17 protein-coding genes are annotated in these 21519 nt (G+C 72.5%); 11 read left to right on the top strand and 6 right to left on the bottom strand.

What is annotated here, in order from left to right:
- Positions 1 to 96: 96 nt before the first annotated feature.
- Genes ACTWPW_RS25490 through ACTWPW_RS25475 form a run of 4 tightly spaced genes read left to right on the top strand, consistent with a single transcriptional unit; the run spans position 97 to position 3659 of the window.
- Positions 97 to 633, top strand: a complete 537-nt coding sequence (locus ACTWPW_RS25490) for a hypothetical protein (protein ID WP_375111539.1) — start codon at positions 97 to 99, stop codon at positions 631 to 633.
- On the top strand, positions 633 to 1685 hold the full coding sequence (locus ACTWPW_RS25485; RefSeq protein ID WP_443170110.1) for a peptidoglycan-binding protein: 1053 nt from the start codon (positions 633 to 635) through the stop codon (positions 1683 to 1685). Before ACTWPW_RS25490 ends, ACTWPW_RS25485 begins: the two co-directional genes overlap by 1 nt.
- Positions 1682 to 2386 (top strand): ABC transporter ATP-binding protein, encoded by a 705-nt coding sequence (locus tag ACTWPW_RS25480; protein WP_443170109.1) that lies wholly within the window; start codon positions 1682 to 1684, stop codon positions 2384 to 2386. The genes ACTWPW_RS25485 and ACTWPW_RS25480 overlap by 4 nt, the downstream gene beginning before the upstream one ends.
- Position 2387: 1 nt before the next feature.
- Positions 2388 to 3659, top strand: a complete 1272-nt coding sequence (locus ACTWPW_RS25475) for an ABC transporter permease (RefSeq protein ID WP_443170108.1) — start codon at positions 2388 to 2390, stop codon at positions 3657 to 3659.
- Between the two features lie 139 nt (positions 3660 to 3798).
- Here the strand turns inward: ACTWPW_RS25475 and ACTWPW_RS25470 are convergent, their stop codons facing one another.
- Together ACTWPW_RS25470 and ACTWPW_RS25465 are read right to left on the bottom strand one after the other, a co-directional pair.
- Entirely contained in the window at positions 3799 to 4293 is a 495-nt protein-coding gene (locus ACTWPW_RS25470; protein WP_443170107.1) for a hypothetical protein, read from the bottom strand.
- Between the two features lie 64 nt (positions 4294 to 4357).
- Positions 4358 to 4777 (bottom strand): hypothetical protein, encoded by a 420-nt coding sequence (locus ACTWPW_RS25465; RefSeq protein WP_443170106.1) that lies wholly within the window; start codon positions 4775 to 4777, stop codon positions 4358 to 4360.
- A 109-nt stretch (positions 4778 to 4886) separates the two neighbouring features.
- On the opposite strand from ACTWPW_RS25465, the gene ACTWPW_RS25460 reads away from it, so the two are divergent.
- On the top strand, positions 4887 to 7619 hold the full coding sequence (locus ACTWPW_RS25460; protein WP_443170105.1) for an AAA family ATPase: 2733 nt from the start codon (positions 4887 to 4889) through the stop codon (positions 7617 to 7619).
- Between the two features lie 165 nt (positions 7620 to 7784).
- Here the strand turns inward: ACTWPW_RS25460 and ACTWPW_RS25455 are convergent, their stop codons facing one another.
- Both ACTWPW_RS25455 and ACTWPW_RS25450 read right to left on the bottom strand, forming a co-directional pair.
- Positions 7785 to 8549 (bottom strand): class I SAM-dependent methyltransferase, encoded by a 765-nt coding sequence (locus ACTWPW_RS25455; protein WP_443170104.1) that lies wholly within the window; start codon positions 8547 to 8549, stop codon positions 7785 to 7787.
- Between the two features lie 232 nt (positions 8550 to 8781).
- On the bottom strand, positions 8782 to 9675 hold the full coding sequence (locus tag ACTWPW_RS25450; protein WP_375111545.1) for a hypothetical protein: 894 nt from the start codon (positions 9673 to 9675) through the stop codon (positions 8782 to 8784).
- 158 nt (positions 9676 to 9833) lie between these two features.
- Between ACTWPW_RS25450 and ACTWPW_RS25445 the strand changes: the two genes are divergently transcribed.
- From ACTWPW_RS25445 to ACTWPW_RS25435, 3 genes are read left to right on the top strand one after another with little or no spacing between them, the layout of a single operon-like run.
- Complete coding sequence (locus tag ACTWPW_RS25445; RefSeq protein WP_443170103.1) at positions 9834 to 10451, top strand: TetR family transcriptional regulator; 618 nt, start codon at positions 9834 to 9836, stop codon at positions 10449 to 10451.
- Positions 10448 to 10648: a ferredoxin gene (locus ACTWPW_RS25440; protein ID WP_375111546.1), complete on the top strand. Its 201-nt coding sequence runs from the start codon at positions 10448 to 10450 to the stop codon at positions 10646 to 10648. The genes ACTWPW_RS25445 and ACTWPW_RS25440 overlap by 4 nt, the downstream gene beginning before the upstream one ends.
- A gap of 1 nt (position 10649) precedes the next feature.
- Complete coding sequence (locus ACTWPW_RS25435) at positions 10650 to 11924, top strand: cytochrome P450 (protein WP_375111547.1); 1275 nt, start codon at positions 10650 to 10652, stop codon at positions 11922 to 11924.
- A 54-nt stretch (positions 11925 to 11978) separates the two neighbouring features.
- On the opposite strand, the gene ACTWPW_RS25430 is transcribed toward ACTWPW_RS25435, so the two are convergent.
- A complete protein-coding gene (locus tag ACTWPW_RS25430; RefSeq protein ID WP_443170102.1) occupies positions 11979 to 16529 on the bottom strand; it encodes a glycoside hydrolase family 2 TIM barrel-domain containing protein in 4551 nt (1516 codons plus the stop codon).
- A 186-nt stretch (positions 16530 to 16715) separates the two neighbouring features.
- On the opposite strand from ACTWPW_RS25430, the gene ACTWPW_RS25425 reads away from it, so the two are divergent.
- Entirely contained in the window at positions 16716 to 18632 is a 1917-nt protein-coding gene (locus ACTWPW_RS25425; protein ID WP_443170101.1) for a primary-amine oxidase, read from the top strand.
- Positions 18633 to 18789: 157 nt separating this feature from the next.
- On the opposite strand, the gene ACTWPW_RS25420 is transcribed toward ACTWPW_RS25425, so the two are convergent.
- A complete protein-coding gene (locus tag ACTWPW_RS25420; protein WP_443170100.1) occupies positions 18790 to 19809 on the bottom strand; it encodes a LacI family DNA-binding transcriptional regulator in 1020 nt (339 codons plus the stop codon).
- A gap of 268 nt (positions 19810 to 20077) precedes the next feature.
- On the opposite strand from ACTWPW_RS25420, the gene ACTWPW_RS25415 reads away from it, so the two are divergent.
- Both ACTWPW_RS25415 and ACTWPW_RS25410 read left to right on the top strand, forming a co-directional pair.
- Positions 20078 to 20710: a VC0807 family protein gene (locus ACTWPW_RS25415; RefSeq protein ID WP_443170099.1), complete on the top strand. Its 633-nt coding sequence runs from the start codon at positions 20078 to 20080 to the stop codon at positions 20708 to 20710.
- Between the two features lie 92 nt (positions 20711 to 20802).
- Positions 20803 to 21417 (top strand): hypothetical protein, encoded by a 615-nt coding sequence (locus tag ACTWPW_RS25410; RefSeq protein WP_375111552.1) that lies wholly within the window; start codon positions 20803 to 20805, stop codon positions 21415 to 21417.
- Positions 21418 to 21519 lie beyond the last annotated feature (102 nt).

Raw genomic sequence — 21519 nt, 5'->3', positions numbered from 1 at the left:
TCACATTCGCCCTGGTGGCGGCCATTTTTTCGTACGAGCGGCTGGCCGCCCTTTTTGTGCCCGTGGTGTAACCGGCCGGCGCGTAGAAAAAGACGCATGACGACGATGACGAAAAGGCGGCGTCCCCTGTTGGCCATCTCCGCGGTCACACTGGCGCTCGCATGGGGAGCGACGGGTTGCGCCCAGGATGCGGAGCCGACGGTCGCCACGGCCGGTCCCAGCGCCCGGAGCACCGCGGGCGCGGGCGGTGACAGCGAGGCCTCGCCCATCAGGTTCTCCCGGTGCATGCGCGAGCAGGGCATCACGTGGTTCCCCGACCCGCAGCCGGACGGCGGTCTGGTGGTGAGCGAGCCCGAGGGCACCGACCGCAAGAAGGTCGAGGCCGCCGAGGAGGCGTGCAAGAAGTACAGCCCCCACGGCGGCAAGCCGGGCCGCACCGACGCCGAGGGCATCGCCAAGATGCGGCGGGCGTCGCAGTGCATGCGGGAGCACGGAGTCACGAACTACCCCGACCCCGACGCGAACGGCAACGTGCGCATCGACGAGAAGTCCGGGATCTCGCCCGGGGACCCGACGGTCAAGAAGGCGCAGCAGGAGTGCCAGAAGTACTTCCCGACCGGTAAGGACAGGTGATGGGCACACGGCGCACGGTGGGCGTGGTGGCCGGTGCGCTGGCGGTCGGCACGGTCGCCGCCGCGGTCACGGCCTTCAACCTGCCGGATCCGGACGACAGCCCCCGTTCGACCGGCGGCACGCCGGCGGCCACCGCCGAGATCACCAAGCAGACGCTGGTCGACCGGGAGAGCCATGACGGCGTCCTGGCTCGCGGCGACAGCACGACGATCTCGTCACGGGGCAGCGGCACGATCACCGCGCTGCCCGCGGAGGGCACGACGATCTCCCGCGGGAAGGCGATCTTCCGCCTCGACGACAAGCCGGTCACCCTGCTGTACGGGTCGCTGCCGCCGTACCGCACGCTGAAGACGGGCGTCAAGGGTGCCGACGTCAAGCAGTTCGAGCAGAACCTGTGGGCGCTCGGCTACCGGGGCTTCACCCCGGACAGCACCTACAGCTGGGCGACCGCCTCCGTGGTCAAGGACTGGCAGGACGATCTCGGGATCAGGGAGACGGGCATGGTCGAGCCGGGCCAGATCGTGTACGCCGACGGCAGGGTCCGGGTGGACTCGCTGAGCCTGCAGAGAGGAGCGGTGGTCGGGCCGGGCACCGAGATCGAGCAGGTCACCGGCACCTCGCCGCTGGCCACGGTCGTACTGGACGCGAGCTCGGGGCGGCTGGCCAAGCAGGGAGCCGCGGTGCGGATCGAACTCTCGGAGGGGAAGGTCGTCCCGGGGAAGATCAAAAAGGTGGCGACGATCGTGACCAAGGCCGACGACGGCCAGTCGAACACCACGAAGTTCCAGGCGACGATCAGCTTCGACGACGACGTCAAGAGCCAGGGCATGGCGGCCGTCAGCGTCGCCTTCGCCGCCGGGCGGCGTCCGAACGTGCTGGCGGTTCCGGTGGCCGCGCTGGTCGCGCTCGCCGAGGGCGGGTACGGGGTGCAGCTCGTCGAGGCAGGCGGGACGCGTTTCGTGGCGGTGGAGACCGGGCTGTTCGCCGACGGCAAGGTGGAGATCACCGGGTCCGGACTCGAGGCGGGCATGAAGGTGGCGATGCCGTCGTGACCACCGCGGATGCCGTCGTGACCACCGCGGACGGCGCGGTCGGTCACCCCGTGATCGAGCTCGCCCATGTCAGCAAGAGCTATCCCGGTGGGGTCGCCGCGCTGCGTTCGGTGGACATGGTCGTCGGCTACGGCGAGCTGCTGGTGATCGTCGGACCGTCCGGGTCCGGCAAGTCCACGATGCTGAACCTGATCGGCACGCTGGACCGCCCGTCGTCGGGCACCGTGCGCATCGACGGGTACGACGTGGCGTCGCTGTCCGACCGGCAGTTGTCCGCGCTGCGCTCCCGGCGAGTCGGTTTCGTGTTCCAGCAGTTCCATCTCGCGCCGGGACGGGACGCGCTGGGCAACGTCGCCGACGGCCTGCTCTACACCGGCGCGGGCAGGCGGGATCGCGAGCAGCGTGCCGAGGCCGCGCTGACGCGTGTCGGACTGGGTGCGCGGCTGACCCACCGCCCGCACCAGCTCTCCGGCGGCGAGCGGCAGCGGGTCGCCATCGCCCGCGCCGTCGCGGGCGATCCACCGCTGCTGCTCGCCGACGAGCCGACCGGCAACCTGGACTCGGTCTCCGGCGCCGGGGTGATGGAGCTGCTGCACGAGCTGCACGAGGCGGGCACGACGATCCTGGTCATCACGCACGACCGGGAGATCGCCGACAGCCTGCCGCGGCAGGTGCGGATGCGCGACGGGCAGGTGGTCTGAGATGTCGCGTCCGACCGCCCTGCCCAGCTCCCCCGAGCCGGTCGACGAGCGCCGCCGGAGCGTTCCCCCCGGCGACCGCGAACGGGCCGAGAACGCCCTGCGGCCCGCCCGGCTGCGCCTGTCGGACCTGATCCGGCTGGGCGGGTACGGTCTGCGTTCGCGTCCGCTGCGCGCCGTGCTCTCGGCGCTGGGCATCGCGATCGGGATCGCGGCGATGATCGCGGTGGTGGGGATCTCCGCCTCCAGCCATGCCGACCTCGACCGGAAACTCGCGAAGCTCGGCACCGACATGTTGACCGTGTCACCCGGCAGGACGATGTTCGGCCGGCCGGCCACACTGCCCGACGAGTCGGTAGCGATGATCAGGCGGATCGGCCCGGTGCGATCGGCCACGGCGACCGGCGTGGTCGGCAACGTGCACGCCTACCGCAACGACCGCATCCCGGCGGCGCAGACCGGCGGCCTGTCCGTGGTCGCGGCCAAGCTCGATCTGCTCACCACGGTCGGCGCCGAGCTCGGCCAGGGAGTCTGGATCAACGCGGCGACCGAACGGTACCCGGCGGTGGTGCTCGGCGCGACAGCGGCCGAGCGGCTGGGTGACGGTCCCACCGTCTACATCGGCGGCCGGTCGTGGGTCGTGGTCGGCGTGCTGCGGAAGGTGACGCTCGCGCCGGAGCTCGACACGTCGGTGATCATGGGATGGCCGGCGGCCACGACGTACCTGGCCTTCGACGGGCACCCGACGACGGTTTACACGCGGTCGACGGAATCGCAGGTCGAGGCGGTGCGCGAGGTGCTCGCGGCCACGGCCGACCCGTCGGCGCCGAACGAGGTGGACGTGTCGAGGCCGTCCGACGTGCTGAGCCTGCGCCGCGCCACGAACGCGACGTTCACCTCGCTGCTGCTCGGGCTGGGGTCGGTCGCGCTGCTCGTGGGCGGGATCGGGGTCGCCAACACGATGGTCATCTCGGTGCTGGAACGCCGTTCGGAGATCGGCCTGCGCCGGGCGCTCGGCGCCACGAAGGGCCAGGTCCGAACGCAGTTCGTCGCGGAGTCGCTGCTGCTGTCGCTGATCGGCGGGGCGGCCGGCGCGCTGCTGGGCTTCCTGGTGACCGGAACCTACGCCACGACCCAGCAGTGGCCCACGGTCGTACCGTTGTGGGTCCTCGCCGGCGGAGTCGGCGCGACCGTGCTGATCGGCGCCGTCGCGGGCTTGTACCCGGCGATCCGCGCCTCCCGGCTGGCCCCGACGGAAGCGCTGGCGGCGACCTGACCCGCAGGCAATGAAGCGATCCCCGCCCGGCGAAGCGGCTCCTCGTCGCCTGGACAAACCCATCGAGTCCGTCAACGACACCCTCGAAGGCCGGCTCCACCTCGAAGTGCCACCGACCCGACTCAGGACTCACTCGTCCCTAGCTGAGCTCCAGCGTGACTGTCGTGCCGTCGGTGGTGACGAAGTAGCGAGCGCCGTCGAACACCCGGATGGTGCCCTCTCCGTCGTAGGTCTCGGTCCTGTAGCCGGACTCGACCACGCCCGAAAGCGTGTAGGAGTACGCTCCCCGGCTGATGCGCCTCCATATCAGGCAGCGGGTGGGCCTCTGCCTGTTCACCAGCAACACATTCCGCGCCCCTCCGGCGCCGAGCGTGATGGCGACGGTCTCGCTCTCCGCGCCGCTGGAGAGGGTGTTGCAGATCCGGGCGGTCACCGTCCGGGTCCGGCTCGGCGCGACGCTCACGGGCTGTGCGGGCGTGAATGCGGGCACGGGGCCGCTGGTGTAGGCGTACGGCGGATCCTCATTCCGGGGCTGGGCCTTCAGCGTGGACGCCAGGACCACGACGGCGGTTGTCAGCCCTACAAGCCCGCTGAGCAACGCGATGACCCCCGCTTTGCCCCTTTCTCCGGTCACAGTCGGCTCCTTTCGCGGCCGGAATGGCCCGGAGCGGCCCGTAGCCGCTCCGGGCAGGTCGGTTCTAGAAGGAGACGAACTCGTTGCTGACCGCCTTGTAGACGATCCCGCTCTTGGTGAGCAGCGTCGCGACGAACTCGTAGGAGTCACCGGCCGGGAAGTCGGCAGAGTTGACCTTGAGCTGGGAGGCCTTGGCGTAGCCGTTGTTGGATCCCAGGTCCTTCCAGTCGTAGAGGCCGCTGGTGACGGTCTCGTTGAGTGTGGCGCGGGCGAACGTCGTCGCCCCGCCCGAGGTGGAGACCGCCCGCAGGTACAGGGTGTAGGCGGCGCCGAGGTCGCCGAGGTTGTCCCCGGCCTCGACGACGATGCTCAGGTAGAACTCCGGCTGCCGGTTGCCGCCCAGCTCGGTCGGCGTGCTGTCCTGAGTGCCGCCCGATGCCTTCGTGGTGTAGAGCCTGGCGAGCTGAATGTCGTTGGCCTGCATGTTCGTTCCCGTCTGTGGTGTTGTGCAGTGACTCCTCAACTGTCGGTGTGGCCCGAGCCGGTTTCATCGGGGGATCCCCTATGTGTGAGCGCCGCGTTAGCCTGACGCCATGAGGGTGCTCGGACGAGATTCCGAGCTGTCGGCGTGCCGCCTCGCGCTGCAGGCCGGCAGGACGCCGCTGGGGATGTTGATCAGCGGGGAGCCGGGAGCGGGAAAGACGCTGCTCTGCCGTACGGTCGCGGAGCTGGCCAAGGCGTCGGGTTGGAATGTGCTGGCCACCACCGGCCTGCGTACCGAGGTCGGCGTCCCGCTGGCGAATCTGGCCGACCTGCTCGACCCCGCCGTCCTCGGCGTCCTGGACCTGCTGCCCGAGGTGCAGGCGGCCGCGCTGCGCGCCGCGTTACGGCTCGCGCCCGCCTCCAGGCCGCCCGAGCCTGCGTTGATCGCCCGGGCCGCGGTCGCCGCCATTCGCGCGCTGGCCGCCGGGCGGCTGCTCATCGTGGTCGACGACGAGCAGTGGCTCGACCCCGACACCAGGCGGTTGCTCGGCATGGCGGCCACCTGGCTGACCGACAGCCGGCTGGGCTGGCTGGTCACGGTCCGCACCGCCCATTCCGACCAGGGGCTGGGCCCGGTGCTGCGGCACGAGCTCGGTCCCGACCTGCTCAGGCTGGACCTGGCGGGCCTGGACGAGGAATCGCTGGCCACGCTGATCGGCCGGCGATTCCCCGGCTTCCGCTCATCCGGGCTCATCCAGCGGATCGTCACCCTCGCCGCGGGCAACCCGTACGCGGCACTCGAACTCGCGCGGGAGACCGCGCGCGAGCCGAAGCGCGGATCCGTCCGGGTTCCCACCGACCTGAGCAAGTCCCTGCGCGACCGTCTGGAACGCCTGCCTCCGCCGTCGTATGCGGCGGTCCAGGTCGCCGCCCTGTGCCGGCGTCCCACCAGGCGTCTCCTGCGCGTGCTCTTCGGAGAGCGAGCCGACGCCGCCGTGGACGAGGCGCTGGAGGCGGACATTCTCGCCGCCCGGCCGCCAGATCCCGTACTGACCTTCACGCATCCGCTGCTGAGCGAGGTCGCCCAGGCGACGTTGACCGGCCCCGCGCTGCGCAAGCTGCACAGGCGGCTGGCGGCGGCCACCGAGGACCCCGACGAGGCGGCCGGGCACCTCGCAGCCGGTGCGGAAGAGCCCGATGAGGAGCTGGCCGCGACGGTCCACGCGGCGGCGGAGAGGATGTTCTTCAGCGGTGCGCCCACCCGTGCCGGGGGCCTGGCCGGTGCGGCGGTGTCGCTCACGCCGGACCAGCGTGGCGCGCCCGCGTGGCGGCGCAAGCTCTTCTGGCTGGACTGTCTGGTGGTGGCGGCCGAGTGGAACGAGGCGCAGTCGCTGGCCGGCTCATGGCTGGCGGACGTACCGGTGGAGCTGCGTGGGGAGTTCATGGCACGCGCCGCCAAGCTAGAGGCCGACGTGGAGGAGTCCGTCCGGCTGTTCACAATCGCCGCCGACGATTTCCGCGACCGTCCAGGCCGGGCGGCAGAGGTCAACAGTGACCTGGCCGTCACCGTGGGCGTGCTGCTCCTGCGGCTGTCCGAAGGGCGGGCGCACGCGGAGAAGGCCGTCCGGCAGGCGCCGTCCGCCGGAGATCCGGTGGTGTTGCGCAAGGCGCTGGGCTATCACGGGTGGCTGTCCTTCTTGTCCGGCGATCCCGAGGCCGGCAAGCTGCTGCGCGCCGCCGCCGACGTACCGGGGCTCGCGGACATGCGCATCCCCTACCAGGCGCCCGAGCTGAAGCTGGCGCTGTGGCACGTCAGCAGGGGCGAGATCGAACCCGCCATGAAGCTGATGCGGACGGTGATCCAGGTCGCCGAGCACCGCGGGGCACGCGAGAGCGTGGCCGGCGTATGGACCCATCTGGTGGAGGCCCAGTGGCGCGCGGGCATGTGGCGGGAGGCCCGGGAGCACGCGACGGCGGTGGAGCGGCATGAGCGCGAGACCGGCAACCTCCAGCCGGGCGTGACAGCGTACGAGGTGTCGCTCGTGGCGGCCTCGTACGGTGAGGTGGACCGAGCGCGGGCCGTCGCCGCGGAAGGCATCGTGCAGGCGGAGGAGCAGAACGACCTGGCGTACTCGCTGCTGTGCCGCTCCGTGCTCGGATTCCTGGAACTGTCGCTTGACGAGCCCGCTGCGGCTCTCGGATGGCTGCACCCGCTGGTGGAGCGGCTGCGCGGGATGGGCATCGTCGATCCCGGCGCGTTCCCGATCTTCGGGGATGTGATCGAGGCGTACGCCAGGGTGGGGCGGCTCGACGAGGCCGAGGCGGAGCTGCGCCTCCTCCAGGGCACCGCCGCCCATCTGGACCACCCGTGGGCCCGGATCACCGGCGGGCGCGCCGCCGCGGTGCTGCACCTGGCGCGACGTGACCCGGTGCCGGCGGCCGAGGCGGCCACGGACGCGGCGGCCGAAGCCCGCGACCGCGGCCTGCCATTGGAGCTCGGCCGGTGCCTGCTGGTGCTCGGCACGGCGCAACGCCGCGGCCGCCTGCGCCGCGCGGCGGCCCGCACCCTGAACGAGGCCACCGCGCTCTTCGTCGGCCTCGGAGCCCGATGCTGGGCGGACCTGGCGGCCACCCAGCAGGCTCGTCTCACCCACGCCGGCGACGGCGTCCTCACTCCGGCCGAGAAGCGAGTCGCCGAACTGGTCATCCTCGGCGGCACCAACGCGGAGATCGCCGCCACGATGATGATCAGCGTCAAGACGGTCGAGGCGAACCTCACCCGGATCTATCGCAAACTCGGTGTGCGCGGCCGTCTTGACCTGGCCAGACGCGGCATCACCTGAGTGCGGTGAGGTCGTCCGGAAGTGCGCTGATGAATGGCAACGGCTCCTGGCCAGGGGTCCGAGCCTGCTGACCGGGTCGGAGAGCGTACCGAACGGCCACCGATATGGCTCATGCGGCAGGCCCGGTGGTACCCGCCCGGGTACCACCGGGTCCGCGAGGCGCCGTCAGCCGGCTTCTAGAACGAAGAACAGGAAGCTCAGGAACCTCGTGCCGGTGATCTCGCGGAACTCCTCGGGGAACAGTTCGCGGGCCTCCGGCACAAACGGCGGTTCGCTGATGACGCTGATGCGAAAGCCAGCCGCGGTGAAGGCCTCGGTCATCGCGTGCAGCGGCCGGTCCCAGAAGCGCATCTGGGCGGTCTGCCCACCCATGGTCCATTCATCGGTCCGGATACGGGTCTCGAAGTACTTGGGCTTTTTCCCGGCCATGTGCTGCCAGAGGGTGATGCAGAAAGGATGCTCGACCGAGACGAGGAGTCGGCCGCCAGGCTTCAGCACGCGTCGAAGCTCGGCCAGTGTCGGTTCCCAGTCTTCCAGGTAGTGCAGCACCAGCGACGCGATGACGTCGTCGAAGGTGTCGTCGGGGAAGGGCAGCGGGCTGGCCAGGTCGGCGACCCGCAGGTCTGCGTCGGTGCCCAGCCGCTGTCGGGCCATCTCCAGCATCCCGGCGCTCGCGTCGATGCCGGTGACGTTGGCGCCTCGATCGCGCAGCTCGGCGAACAGGGGGCCCGAGCCGCAGCCGGCGTCGAGGATGCGCCGGCCGGTCACGTCCCCGGCGAGTTCCAGCATCGCGGGACGCTCGTAGTACGCGTTCAGGAGGCTGGTCTCGTTCTCGGCCGTGTACCCCTCGGCGATGCTGTCGTAGTCGTTGAATCGGGACGGATGTGCAGTCTCAACGTGATCTTCCGGCATGGTGGGCATGCGGGCCATTGTGGCCCAGTAGTTCCGGCGGCACAGACATATGGCCCGTTTGCCGTGACTGAGCGCTTCAACCGGCGGACATCGCCGCCTTGCCCTCACCAGCGAAGACGCAGCAGATCGAGCCGGCCGAAGCAGCCCGTCCCCGCCCGTGGAACGCGCGAAGCTCGCCGACTCAAGCGCAGTCCGCCAACTCCGCGGTGAAGGCACAATGCCGAGCCAGGCGCCGCCGTACTCCTGCCGGTCACGTGACCATGGCAAGTTCGACGGCCGAGACGGGACGGAAGGTGGACAGCACCGCCACCAGGTCAGCCTCAGCGATACTCGAACCGTTGAGCATGACCAGCGCATCGCCCGACCTGGCGAAGACGGTGACCCAGGAGGACTCGGCACCGGTCCGGACCCATCGGTCTCCCGGGAGCGATTTGCAGCGCAGCGGAACTCCGAAGTCCTCGGTGACCGCCAAGCAGGAATCCCGCGGGTTTCCGGCCGCGGCGGGCCAGACCGTGACCTGGATCTCGGAGAATGCCCGATTCGGCGTGGCGTCCCGCCAGTACTCCAGCCAGGTGGACGGTTCCGGCTCCTTCTTCCCGGCTGGATGGAGACCCACGTGGACCAGCCGGTAACCCTCGATCGTCGGAGCGATCAGCGGCACGCCGGCCTTTTCGAAGTCGCGGATCTCCGACCAAGCCAGGATCTGCGGCTTGTACTGCGCCGCGCCCCAGGATCCGAGGGGCACGACTCCGGTCAGGGCTACCGCCCACCAGCGATGGGGCGCCATGAACGACCACGCCGACAGGGCGAGGCCGACAGCACCACCGACCACGTAGACCGGGATGACAAGGGCCGGTAGAGGGCCGAACAGTTCCGGCACCGGCACCAGCACCGCGAGGGCATCAATGAGCAACCAGGTCGCAGAGCCCCCGACCAGACCGACCCCGCCCCAGTGCGGCAGCCCGGCCAGCCGAGCGCCCACCGTACCCAGGACTATCGCCAGGAGGAACAGGGCCGGCTGGAGGTTGGCCCCGTCGAGGTCTTCCCCGTGCATGTCCGCCCAGATGGTGGCCGTGGGGATGCCCGTCACCAACCCGACGAGGGCCGCACGCCCCAGGACAGCTTTGGTCGATAAATCCTGCATCTGCCTATTGTCGCCGGGGGGGAGTGACCCGAACGGGTCCGTCCCCGGGCGTGCCGACAACCGTGGCCAGGTTCCAACGTGTCACGGCTGAGCATGGAGTCCATTGGCTTGGGCCAGGCATCTTGACGATTCAAATGAATGACTTTTTAAATTCGTTCATGGGACGCATCGCCGGAGTCACCGCAGCCGAGACCCGCGAGCGGTTGCTGCGCGCCGCCGCCGACGCGTTCGCGGAGCGGGGGTACGACGGCACGCGCGTGGCGGACATCGCCGCGGCGGCCGGGGTGAGCAACGGCGCCCTGTACGCGCACTTCGGCTCCAAGGCTGACCTGCTCGTGGCCGCGCTGCGGGCGCACGGGCGGCGCCTGCTGGCCAGCCTGTTCGCCGCCGACCCCGACCGGTCGGCCACCGAGTTGCTGCTCGCCCTCGGCCGCGGGTTGCCGCGGCGCCGCGAGGCGCAGGGGTACCTCATCGTCGAGGCGCTGATCGCGGCCCGCCGGGACGAGGACGTGGCCGGGCCGATGCGGGACTACATCGGTGAGCGGGCCGGATGGATCGCCGGCCTCGTACGCGTCGCCCAGGGCGATGGCGAGGTCGACACCGGGCTGTCGCCGGACGCGCTCGCGCACTTCTGTCTTCTGCTCGCGATGGGCAGCGCCCTCGTCACCCCGGACCTGCATCCGGTGGACGACGAGGAGTGGGCCGCGCTGCTCTCCCGGGTCATCACCGCTCTCGCCCCTGCCGACACCACCGCACAAACGGAGGCAACACCGTGAAACTCCAGATCAACTCCGAGCGGTGCCAAGGGCACGGCCGCTGTTACGACCTGGCGCCAGAGCTGTTCGGCGAGGACGACGAGGGCTACGGGCAGGTGCTCGGGGACGGCCTCGTGGCGCCGGGCCAGGAGCGGGCGGCGCGCCTGGCGGTGGCCAACTGCCCCGAGCACGCGATCGACACGGGCGAGGGGGTCTGACATGACGGTGGACGACCGCTTCATCGAGCGCTCCCGCGAGCCCGGGGACGACGAGCTCGCCGGCATCCGCAGCCCGATCGTCACCGGCCCGGTCTCGGACTGGGCGATGGACTTCTCCCATCTCGAGCCGGAGTGGGCCGCCGACCCGTACCCCATCATCGACGACCTGCGGGAGCGCTGCCCGATCGCGCACACCGGGCGGTTCGGCGGCGGGTGGCTGCCGACCCGCTACGAGGACGTGGCGGCGATCGCGTACGACACCGAGCGGTTCTCCTCGCGGGCGATCATCATGAGCAACTTCCGCCCGCCGGTCGAGCTGGCGCCGATGGGCAGCTCGCCGCCGATCTCGTCCGACCCGCCGTTCCACCACCACGCGCGCAAGCTGCTGCTCCCGGCCTTCACCAAGACCGCGGTGGCCAGGCGGGAGGCGGCGACGCGGGCGTTCTGCCACGAGCTGATCGACGCGTTAGAGGGGCAGGAGGTCGTGGACGCCGCCCGCGACTACGCCCAGCACATCCCCACGCGGGTGATCGCCGACCTCCTCGGCTTCCCGCCGGAGGACGGCCCGCGGTTCCGCACGTTCATCGAGCACGTGCTCGAAGGCGTCAACCTGCCGCCCGAGGAGCGGATGGCGAACATGGACGAGCTGTTCGACTACCTGCTCGCCCAGATCCGCGACCACGTGGACCATCCGCGCGACGACCTGACCACCTATCTCGTGGACGCCGAGCTGGGCGGCCGCAAGCTCGAGGCGGCCCACGTGGCGGGCACGATGGCGCTGCTGCTCATCGCGGGCATCGACACGACGTGGAGCGCGATCGGCGCCTCGCTCTGGCACCTGGCCAGGACTCCGGCCGACCGGGAGCGGCTGGTGGCCGAGCCGGGGCTGCTGCCGACGGCGATGGAGGAGTTCCTGCGGGCCTATGCGCCGGTCACGATGGCCCGGCTGGTCAAGGAGGACATGCGGTGGAACGGCGTGGACATGAAGGCGGACGACTGGGTGCTGCTGTCGTTCCCGGCGGGCAACCGGGACCCGGAGCAGTTCGACCGGGCCGGTGAGGTGGTCATCGACCGGGAGGTGAACCGGCACGCGGCGTTCGGGCTGGGGATCCACCGGTGCCTGGGGTCGCACCTGGCGCGGATGGAGCTGCGGATCGCGCTGGAGGTTTGGCTGGAGCGGGTCCCGGTGTTCGGCCTGGCCGACCCGGGGGCGGTGACCTGGTCCACCGGCCAGGTGCGCGGCCCGCGCACCCTCCCCGTCCGCATCGGGTCCTGAACCGTCGCCCCATCCCGTTCCGGCAGGGAGGTCCGGAAGCTGGAGGGGGGCGGGTCAGGGGGCTGGGGGGCAGCTGAGGCGGGCGGCGGCCCAGTCGGCGTGGTCGGCGCCGTTGCCGTCGCCGCCGTCCGTGACACGCAGCTCCAGCAGCGCGCCGCCCGCGACGTCGGCCGACAGCGGTTCCGCCCCGCCCGCCCCCGTCAGTACGCCGGAGGCGGCCCGCCGCTGCCCGTCCACCCACACCTCGAAGGCGACGGACCCGCTCCCGCCCATCTCGTCGTCCACCCCGACGTCGGCCCGGAAGGTCGTGCACCGCCCGCCGAGGTCGACGGCGATGCGTGAGGGGGCGTGGGCGCCGATGCCCTTCTCGTACGTCCGGCCGCCGATGGACAACGTCCGGCCGTCGCCGGCCGGCTGCTCGCCGTTGCTCCGGTCGCGCTCCACCGGCCCCCAGCCGTTCTCCGCCGCCGTGAACGGCAGGTCGCTGACCCAGACGCCGCCCGGGGGCAGCGGGGTGCGCAGGGGCGTCGTGGCGCGGGCGGTGACCGGGAAGCCCGCGGAGGTGGCCGTGACCGTGGCGGTCAGCTCGTGCTCGCCGAAGTCGGCGTCCGCCGGCGGGGTGACCGTGAAGGCGGCCTCGGCGGGCGTGCCCTGGGCGACCCGGCCGAGGTCGGCCGTGGCGGGCGTCACCGTCCAGCCCCGCGGCGCGGCCAGGGTGGCGCGCGCGCCGGTCAGCCCGTCGGCGCAGGTGGCCTCGACGGTCACGGTGATCCGCTCGGGCGCGCCGGGCTCCGCGTTCCCGTCGCCGGTCGCGGTGACGCCGGGCGGGCAGGGCGCGATGGCGTCGGAGTCGACCACGCCGCCGGCCCGTACCTCCTTGGCGGTGAGGGGGCGCAGCGTCAGCGTGTAGTCCTGGGTCTTGGTGGCGGGCACGCGGTACTCGTCCAGCACCGAGTTGGGGGTCTCCCCCATGCCGGTCTCGCCGATCGCGGCGTGCAGGGTGATCCAGCCGTCGTTGCGGACGAGGGGGAGCTGGAAGTCGTACTCGGCGCGGTCCAGCTCGTCGTACCGGGTGGCGCTGACGTCGATGCCGCCGTCCGAGCGGCCGACGAGCAGCCCGGCGCGGCCGTCGTTGAGCGTGATCCAGCGGGACCCGGTGTGGTTGCCGTGGGCCTGGGGACGGGAGTAGCGCACGTACTCGTCGTCGACGTCACCCCGCCAGACGCCGGTGAAGGCGCCGCCGGCGCGGTCGTTGTACGTCTCGTGCGGGCCCTTGCCGTAGTAGGCGAGCTCGCGCATCGAGTCCGGCACCCGGACCTGTACGCCGACCCGGGGCAGGTACGGCAGCGTGGTCAGGCGGGAGCCGCTCGGGACCACCCGGTGCCGCAGGGTGATGGTGCCCCGGCCGTCGACCCGGTACGTCAGGCTCTCCTCGAACGACAGCAGGCTCTCCATGCCGGGCGCGGCGGCCGTCCCGGTGACCTCCACGACCGCGGCGTCACCGTCCAGGTCCGCCCGCACGGCGGTGACCCGCGTACGCAGCCGGTCGAGCCCCGCCCGGTGCCACACGTCGCGGTCGGCGGTGCCCCAGTCGTAGGTCTCGTTGCTGGTGGGCGGGCGGTAGACGTCCAGCCGGGGACCGGCGCGCAGCAGCTCGCGGCCCCCGGAGCTCATCGAGGTCAGGGCGCCACCCTCGAACCGATAGCGCCAGCCCTGGCCGGAGACGGTGACCGTGTCGCCGTCGCGGCGCAGCTCGGGCGTCCCGGCGGGCGGCTGGGCGATGCCGGGCACCACGCGCCCGCCGGCGGCGAACTGCTGCCAGCCGTGCCGCCAGCCCTTGGGCGCCCATCGGGGCGGGTCGGCGGCCACGGCCTCGACGTTCAGCCAGCGCTGCCGGTCCCGGGGGTTGGCCGGCGCGGCACCGAGGTCGAGGTCGGCGCTGCCGCCCGGGTCCAGCCGCAGGTCGCGGGTGCCCGACCGGAGCGTGCGGTCGACCTCCTCCAGCGACCAGCGCACCTTGACGTGGAGCGCGCCGGCCGGCTGCTCGTTGTGCACGCGTACCTTGCCGGTCGCCGGGTCGGCGGAGGTGAACCGCACGGGGGCATGCGCCCAGGCCATCTCGGTCGTCTCCGGCTGGAGGTAGCGGTCGGAGCCGACCAGGCCGTCCGTGCCGGACAGGCTCAGGCCGAGGCTGAGGAAGTCGCCGCGCCGCTCGTACCGGTCGAAGTCGAGGGCCAGGACCGGGTCGCCGGACGGCGCCGCGGCGGCGTACACGCGGACGTCGTCGATGACGCCGCGGGCCAGCCTCGTGGGCGTGTTGTCCTGCTGGGTCTCGGCGTTGCGGCCGACGTTGACCTCGTACAGGCCGGGGGCGAGGGCGCCCGTCTGCGCGGCGGTCGCGACCTGCTGCCCGTCGACGGACAGGCGCAGCTGCGTGCCGTCGTAGGAGCCGGTGACGCGGTGCCAGGCGCCGTACCAGCCGGCGGGCACAGCGGCGGCGACGGCCTTCCATCCCGCGCCGGTCGTGACTCCGAACTCCAGCATCTCCGAGTCGCGCATCTGCAGCGCGTACGCCCGCCCCTTGGTCACGATGGGGAAGCTGCCCGCCCACTGGCCGGGCTTGACCCAGGCGTCCAGGGTGACGGCCTCGCCGGTGAGGTCCAGCCGGCGGTCCCTGAAGACGTCGACGAAGTCGTCCAAGCTGGACAGCTCGACGGCCTGGCCGCGCCGGCCCTGGACGGCGCGGGGCTTGCCGACGAGGAAGGTCTGGATCCGGTTGCGGGAGGAGTCGGGCGTGAACACCAGCGGCTGGCGCAGGTTGGCCTCGGCCCAGTCCCAGATGAAGCCGCCCTGCAGGGACGGGTAGCGGCGGATCAGCTCCCAGAACCGGTCGAAGTTGCCCAGGCTGTTGCCCATCGCGTGGGCGTACTCGCCGAACACGACCGGGCGCGTGGTGGTCCTGCCGATGGAGTCCACGTAGCCGGGAGTGGGGTAGCGCGGGCCCCACACGTCGGCGTACGGGGCGTCGCCGTTGGGGCTGTTGGACTGGTGGTAGAGCAGCCGGGTGGGCTCGTTGGCGTCGGCCCACTCGGCCATCGCGTAATGCGCGGCCCCGAGCCCGGCCTCGTTGCCGGTGTCCCAGATGATGACGCTGGGGTGGTTCCTGTCCCTGACGACCATCGCGCGGAAGCGGTCGGCGAAGGCGGCCTGCCACTCGGGCCGGTCGGCCAGGCAGTTGCGCGGGCACGACTCGCGCGAGTGGGTCTCGATGTCGACCTCGTCGGCGATCCACAGGCCGTACCGGTCGGCGAGGTCGTACAGGTAGGGGTCGGAGGGGTAGTGGGAGGTGCGGACGGCGTTGATGTGCAGGCTCTTCATGAGCTCCACGTCGCGCCGCTGGGCCGCGCGGGTGACGTGGCGGCCGGTGTCGGGGTCGGTCTCGGCGCGGTTGGTGCCCTTGATGAGGATGCGCTCGCCGTTGACGAGCACCTGGCGGTCGCGCACCTCCACCTCGCGGAAGCCGACCGCCTGGGCGGTGGCGTGCAGCGGCCTGCCGTCGGGGCCGAGCAGCTCCAGAGCGAGGGCGTACAGCGTGGGTGAGTCGGCGCTCCACTTGGCCGGGTCGCTCACCTGCGCGGTGAGGGTGGCGCCGCCGGAGCCGTCCACCGGCTGCGTGACCGTGGCGACCTGCCTGCCGCGCGGGTCGGTCAGCGTGCCGCGCACGCTGTGGCCCACGGCCGCGCCCGCCACCTGGACGCGCGCGGTGAGCGTGGCGTCGCGGTAGCGGTCGTCCAGGTCGGTGGTGACGTAGGCGTCGCGCAGGAATGTCCGCGGGGTGGCGTACATCCAGACGTCGCGGAAGATGCCGCTGTAGCGCCACTGGTCGTAGTCCTCCAGGTACGACCCCGCCCCCCACCGGTGCACCTGCACGGCCACCCGGTTCGCCCCCGGCCGCAGGGCCTCGGTCACCTCGAACTCGGCCGGGGTGTAGCCGCCCTGGTCGTAGCCGACGTACTCGCCGTTGACCCAGACGAAGTAGCCGCTGGTGACGCCCTCGAACCGGAGGAACACCCGCCGCCCGGACCAGGTGCCGGGGACGTCGATCTGGCGGACGTACGCGCCGGTCGGGTTCACGTCGCGGGGCACCCTGGGCGGGTCGTCCGGCCAGACCTCCTCGGTGATGTTGCGGAACATCGGGTGGTCGGTGAAGTCGGACTGCCAGGTGTGCGGCACCTTGGCCGTCGGCCAGCGCGACACGTCGTGGCCGGCGGCGTGGAAGCCCTCCGGCACCTCCTCGGGCCGCTGGGCGAGGTGCAGCCGCCAGTCGCCGTTGAGGGTGGCGATCCAGGGCGAGCGGGCGTCGTGCTCGGTGATGTCGGCGCCGACCGAGCGGGCGGCCGAGCGGGCGTCGGCGTACGGCCGCAGCACGGTGTGCGGGGCCTGCTGCCCCTCCGCGACCATCCCGGGATCCTCGAGGTAGCGGTGGACGTCCACCTCGGCCCGCGCGGCGCCCGCCGGCACCGCCGTCAGGAACGGAACGAGCACGGCCGCGACCGCGACCACGAACCCGCTGAGCCTTGCTACCCGCCCGGGACCGTGCGACATCGCCACTCCTGGAAAGAGGCGCGCTGAGGGTGCTTGGTGCTGACAAGAGGGTTGACTCCCGCATGTGTAACACCGAACGGCGGCGAAGACAATCGGTTGCCGATCTCGTACGCGGCCGGGCCCTGGAAATCGGGATCCCCGTGGTGTTCGCTGGCGGGCGTACCCCCCCCGTCCGAGGGAGAAGCCATGACCGCCACCCCGCACCCGCTCGACCCGCTGGCGCCCGCCGAGCTCACCGCCGCCCATGCCGTGCTGACCGCCTCCGGGCTGGTCAAGGAGACCACCCGCGTCGCGTACGCCGGCCTGGAGGAGCCGGCCAAGGACGCGCTGCGCGCCCACACGCCCGGGGACCCGGTCGACCGCCGGGCCCGGGTCCTGCTGCTCGACGTCGGCGGGGCCGCCCCCCGCGACGTGATCGTCTCCATCACCCGGGAGGCGGTCGACTCCGACCGCGCGCTGGACCCGGCGACCGACGGCCAGCCTCCCGTGCTGGACGCGGAGTTCGCGGTGGTCGAGGAGATCCTGTCCACCGACGAGCGGTGGATCGCCGCGCTGAAGAGCCGGGGCCTGGACGTCTCCCGGGTCCGGGTGTGCCCGCTGTCGGCGGGCGTGTACGCGGACGAGTACCCGGGCGAGGCCGGCCGCCGCATCCTGCGCGGGCTCGCCTTCGTGCAGGAGCACGAGAAGGACCACGTCTGGGCGCACCCGGTGGACGGACTCCTCGCGTACGTGGACGTCCTCAACCGCTCCGTGGACCAGGTCATCGACCACGGCCCGGTCCCGGTGCCGGCCGTGTCGGGCAACTTCGACGACCCCGCCGTCACCGGCCCCCCGCGCACCACGCAGCGGCCCATCGAGATCACCCAGCCGGAGGGCCCCAGCTTCACCCTGGAGGGGAACCTGCTGCGCTGGGAGAACTGGTCGTTGCGCATCGGCTTCGACGCCCGCGAGGGGCTGATCCTGCACCAGATCGCCTTCGACGACAGGGACACGGGCCGCCGCCGCCCGATCGTCGACCGCGCCTCGATCGCCGAGATGGTGGTCCCGTACGCCGACCCGTCCCCGGTGCGCTCCTGGCAGAACTACTTCGACACCGGTGAGTACCTGATCGGCCAGTACGCCAACTCCCTGGAGCGCGGCTGCGACTGCGTGGGCGAGATCACCTACCTCGACGCCGTGGTCGCCGACGCGCACGGCGCCCCGCGCACGCTGCCGAACGCGATCTGCCTGCACGAGGAGGACCACGGCATCCTGTGGAAGCACACGGACCTGTGGGCGCACTCGTCGGAGGTCCGGCGGCAGCGCCGCATGGTGCTGTCCTTCTTCACCACCGTCGGCAACTACGACTACGGCTTCTACTGGTACCTCTACCTCGACGGCGTCATCGAGTTCGAGGTCAAGGCCACCGGCGTGCTGTTCACCGCGGCCTACCCCGACGGCGGGTCCGCGTACGCGGCGCAGGTCGCGCCGGGCCTGGCGGCGCCGTACCACCAGCACCTGTTCTGCGCGCGCCTGGACATGGCGGTGGACGGGCCGGCCAACCGGGTGGAGGAGGTCGACGTCGCCCGCGTCCCCATGGGCGACGGCAACCCGCGCGGGAACGCCTTCACCTACCGTAGGACGCCGCTGACCAGGGAGAGCCAGGCGCAGCGGGTGGCCGACGGGAGCGTCAACCGGGCCTGGCACATCACGAACCCGGGCTCGCGCAACGCGCTCGGCGACCCGGTGGCGTACGCGCTCCACCCCGAGGGCAAGCCGCTGCTGCTGGCCGACCCGGGCTCCTCCATCGCCGCGCGGGCCGCGTTCGCCACCCGGCACCTGTGGGTCACCGCGTACGACCCGGCCGAGCGCTACCCGGCCGGCGACTTCGTCAACCAGCACCCGGGCGGCGCGGGGCTGCCCGCGTTCGCCGCCGCCGACCGCGACCTCGACGGCCGCCCGCTGGTCGTCTGGCACGTCTTCGGGTTCACCCACGCGCCCCGGCCCGAGGAGTGGCCGATCATGCCGGTGGACCACGCGGGTTTCCGGCTCAAGCCGGTCGGCTTCTTCGACCGCAACCCGACGCTGGACGTCCCCGCGCACCACGGGCACGAATGCGGGTGACGGCCAGAGGGTGACGGCCGGAGGGTGACGGCCGGAGGGTGACGGCCGGAGGGTGACGGCCGGAGGGTGACGGCCGGAGGGTGACGGCCGGAGGGTGACGGCCGGAGGGTGACGGCCGGAGGGTGACGGCCGGAGGGTGACGGTGGGAGGGTGACGGTCAGGGCGCCGCGGGCACGGGCGCTGCGGTCGAGGTGCGGGCCATCAGGTCGGGCTGGAAGATGACCTGGCGGTGCTCGTGCCCGGCGGGCTGGTTGGCCTCCTCCAGCAGGAGCGTGGCGGCGGTGTGGCCGAGCTGCTCGCGCGGCTGCCGGATCGACGACAGCGGCACCGCGGCCGCCGCGGCGAAGTCGATGTCGTCGTAGCCGAGGATGGCCAGGTCGGCCGGAACCCGCAGGCCGCGCAGGGTCATCTCCTGCAGCACCCCGATCGCGACCAGGTCGTTGGCGCAGAAGACCGCGGTGGGCCGCTCGGCGGGGGGCAGGTCGGCGATCTCCTTGCCGACGGCGCGGCCGGTGGCGACGGTGAGGTCGGGCAGGCGGATGACGGTCATGGTGTCGTCGGGGCCGAGCACGGCGGCCAGGCCGTCGTGCCGCTCGCGCACCTGGCGGACGGTGAACGGGCCGCCCGCGAAGGCGATGTGGCGGTGTCCCCGCTCGCGTAAGTGCAGGCCGGCCAGCCGCCCGCCGAGCACGTCGTCCACCGCGACGGCGCAGCCGTGGCTGTGGCGGGCCGAGCTGTCGAACCGCACCACCGGGATGCCGCGCGCGATGAGCCGGCTCAGCCGCTCCTCCTCACCGCTGTCGTTGACCGGCGTGATCAGCACGCCGAGCGGGCGCTGCTCCTCGAACGTCTCCAGCAGCCCCGCCTCGCGGGTGGCGTCCTTGTTGCTGTTGAAGACCATCACGGTCAGCTCCGAGCGCTGGGCGACGGTCTCGACGCCGCGCAGGACGTCGATGAAGAACGGGTTGGCCAGGTCGAGCGCGACCACCCCGATGGTGCGGCTCCGGCCGGCGCGCAGCTGCCGGGCGGAGCCGTTGCGCACGTAGCCGAGCCGCTCGATCGCCTCCCGCACGCGGCGCAGGGTGTCGGGGGCCACCATCTCGGGCCGGTTGAGCACGTTGCTCACGGTGCCGACGGAGACCCCGGCGAGCCGGGCGACCTCTTTGATGCTCGACATCGTTCCTCGTGTCCCGTGAGCGGCGACGACGGGCGGGGTGGGGATCGTTCCAGGTCGTCGTCGGTGTGATCATAGCGCAGGCGGTTCCGGCCGGTCCGGCACGATTCGCTTCCCGCCGGGAGGCGCTCTCCACCCGCTTCCGGCCGGGAGGCGTTCTCCACCCGCGGGTGGAGAACGGGGAAGATCCACCCCGGGTCCGAGGTCCGGCGGGCCCGGCCGCGCCACCTTGGAGGGGTTCGCATGAGTCCTGACCGAGGGAGCGTCGTCGATGTCGCACGGGAAGCGCGCCGGAGCACGGGTGTGGCGGATGGTGGCGAGCGGGGTGCTGAACGGGCTGGTGCCGCTGGCCGCGTACGCGCTGGTCCGCCCGTACGCGGGGTCCGACGCCACGGCGCTGGCCATCGCGGCGGGCATCCCCGTGGCCTGCACCGCCGCCGTGTTCGCCGCACGGCGGCGGATCGACCCGATCGGCGTGGTCGCCTTGCTCGGGTACGGCGTGGCCCTGCTGGCGCTGCTGCTCAGCGGCGGGAACCCGCTGGTGCTGAAGCTGCACGAGGCGGTGCTGACCGGGCCGCTGGGCGTGGCCGGGCTGGTCTCCGTGGTCGTGGGCCGGCCGCTGTACCTGGTGGTGCTGCGCCGGGTGGCGCGGCGGAACCCCGCGGCGGCGGCCATGCTGCGGCGGCCCGACATCCGCCGCGTCGCGGCCGTGCTGACCACGATCCTCGGCGGCACGCTGGCGATCCACGCGCTGGTCATGCTCGTCCTGGCGGTGCGGCTGCCCACGGGCACGTATCTCGCGGTCGCCCGGCCGATCGGCTGGGCGCTGCTGGCGGGCGGGGTGGGGATCCTGCTCTGGTATCGCGCCCGCCTTCGTGCCCGCCGGGAGGCCGCCTCGCGGTGACGTGCCGGACGTTTACGGGGTTGACCGTCGTGGGCATCCATGTCTAGATCAAAAAGGTTCGCCCCTTCCTCACCCCCCAGGAGGACCCCCGCATGGGACCGGCAGGAATGCGTACGTCGCAGTCCAGTGAGCGCAGGGGTCAGGCGTTACGGATCTCCACGGTGCTGGCCGGCCTCCTCCACCTGGTTCTCGCCGGCCTGCTGATCGCCATCCCCGGCAGCTCCCCCACCCTCGACGCGCTGCCTGTCCCGGAAGGTGACAAGGAGCGCGCGCGGCGGCCGGTGGCGGCCCTCAGCCCGCGCCCGGCCACCTCGCCGGTCGAGCATCCGGCCCCTCCTCGCCGCGCCACCGTCCCGGGGACCTCGGCCCCGCCGGCCACCCCCGAGCCCACCCCGACCCCCACCCCCGCGCCCCTGCGGGGTACGCGGGACGTGCCGCCCGTCGCCGGCCGCACGTCGCCGCCGCGGGTGGTGTCGAAGGCCGCCCCCAAGACCCCGCCTCCGACCAGGAGACCGACGCCCCGCCCCACCAGGACCACGGCGCCGGAGCCGGGCCCCACCTCCGAGCACACCCCGCCCGGCCAGACGCGCGAGCCGCCGGGGCTCGGGGGCAGGACCGACGGGCCCGTGAACGAGCCCGTGAACGAGCACGCCGACGAGCACGCCGCCCAGCCGCCGGCCACCCCGCCGGGCCAGGCCCGCAAGTAGCGCCCGCCGGGCAGCCCGCCTTCCCGGCCGCCACGGCGAGGCGACCGGTGGATGCGCTGCCGCGGGAGGCGCCCGGACCGGCTCCTCCGACGCTCCTGCGGC

It is taken from the genome of Nonomuraea sp. KM90 (assembly GCF_052246675.1).
In the GTDB taxonomy this organism is placed as follows: domain Bacteria; phylum Actinomycetota; class Actinomycetes; order Streptosporangiales; family Streptosporangiaceae; genus Nonomuraea.
This window is presented reverse-complemented; position numbering and strand designations above follow the sequence as displayed.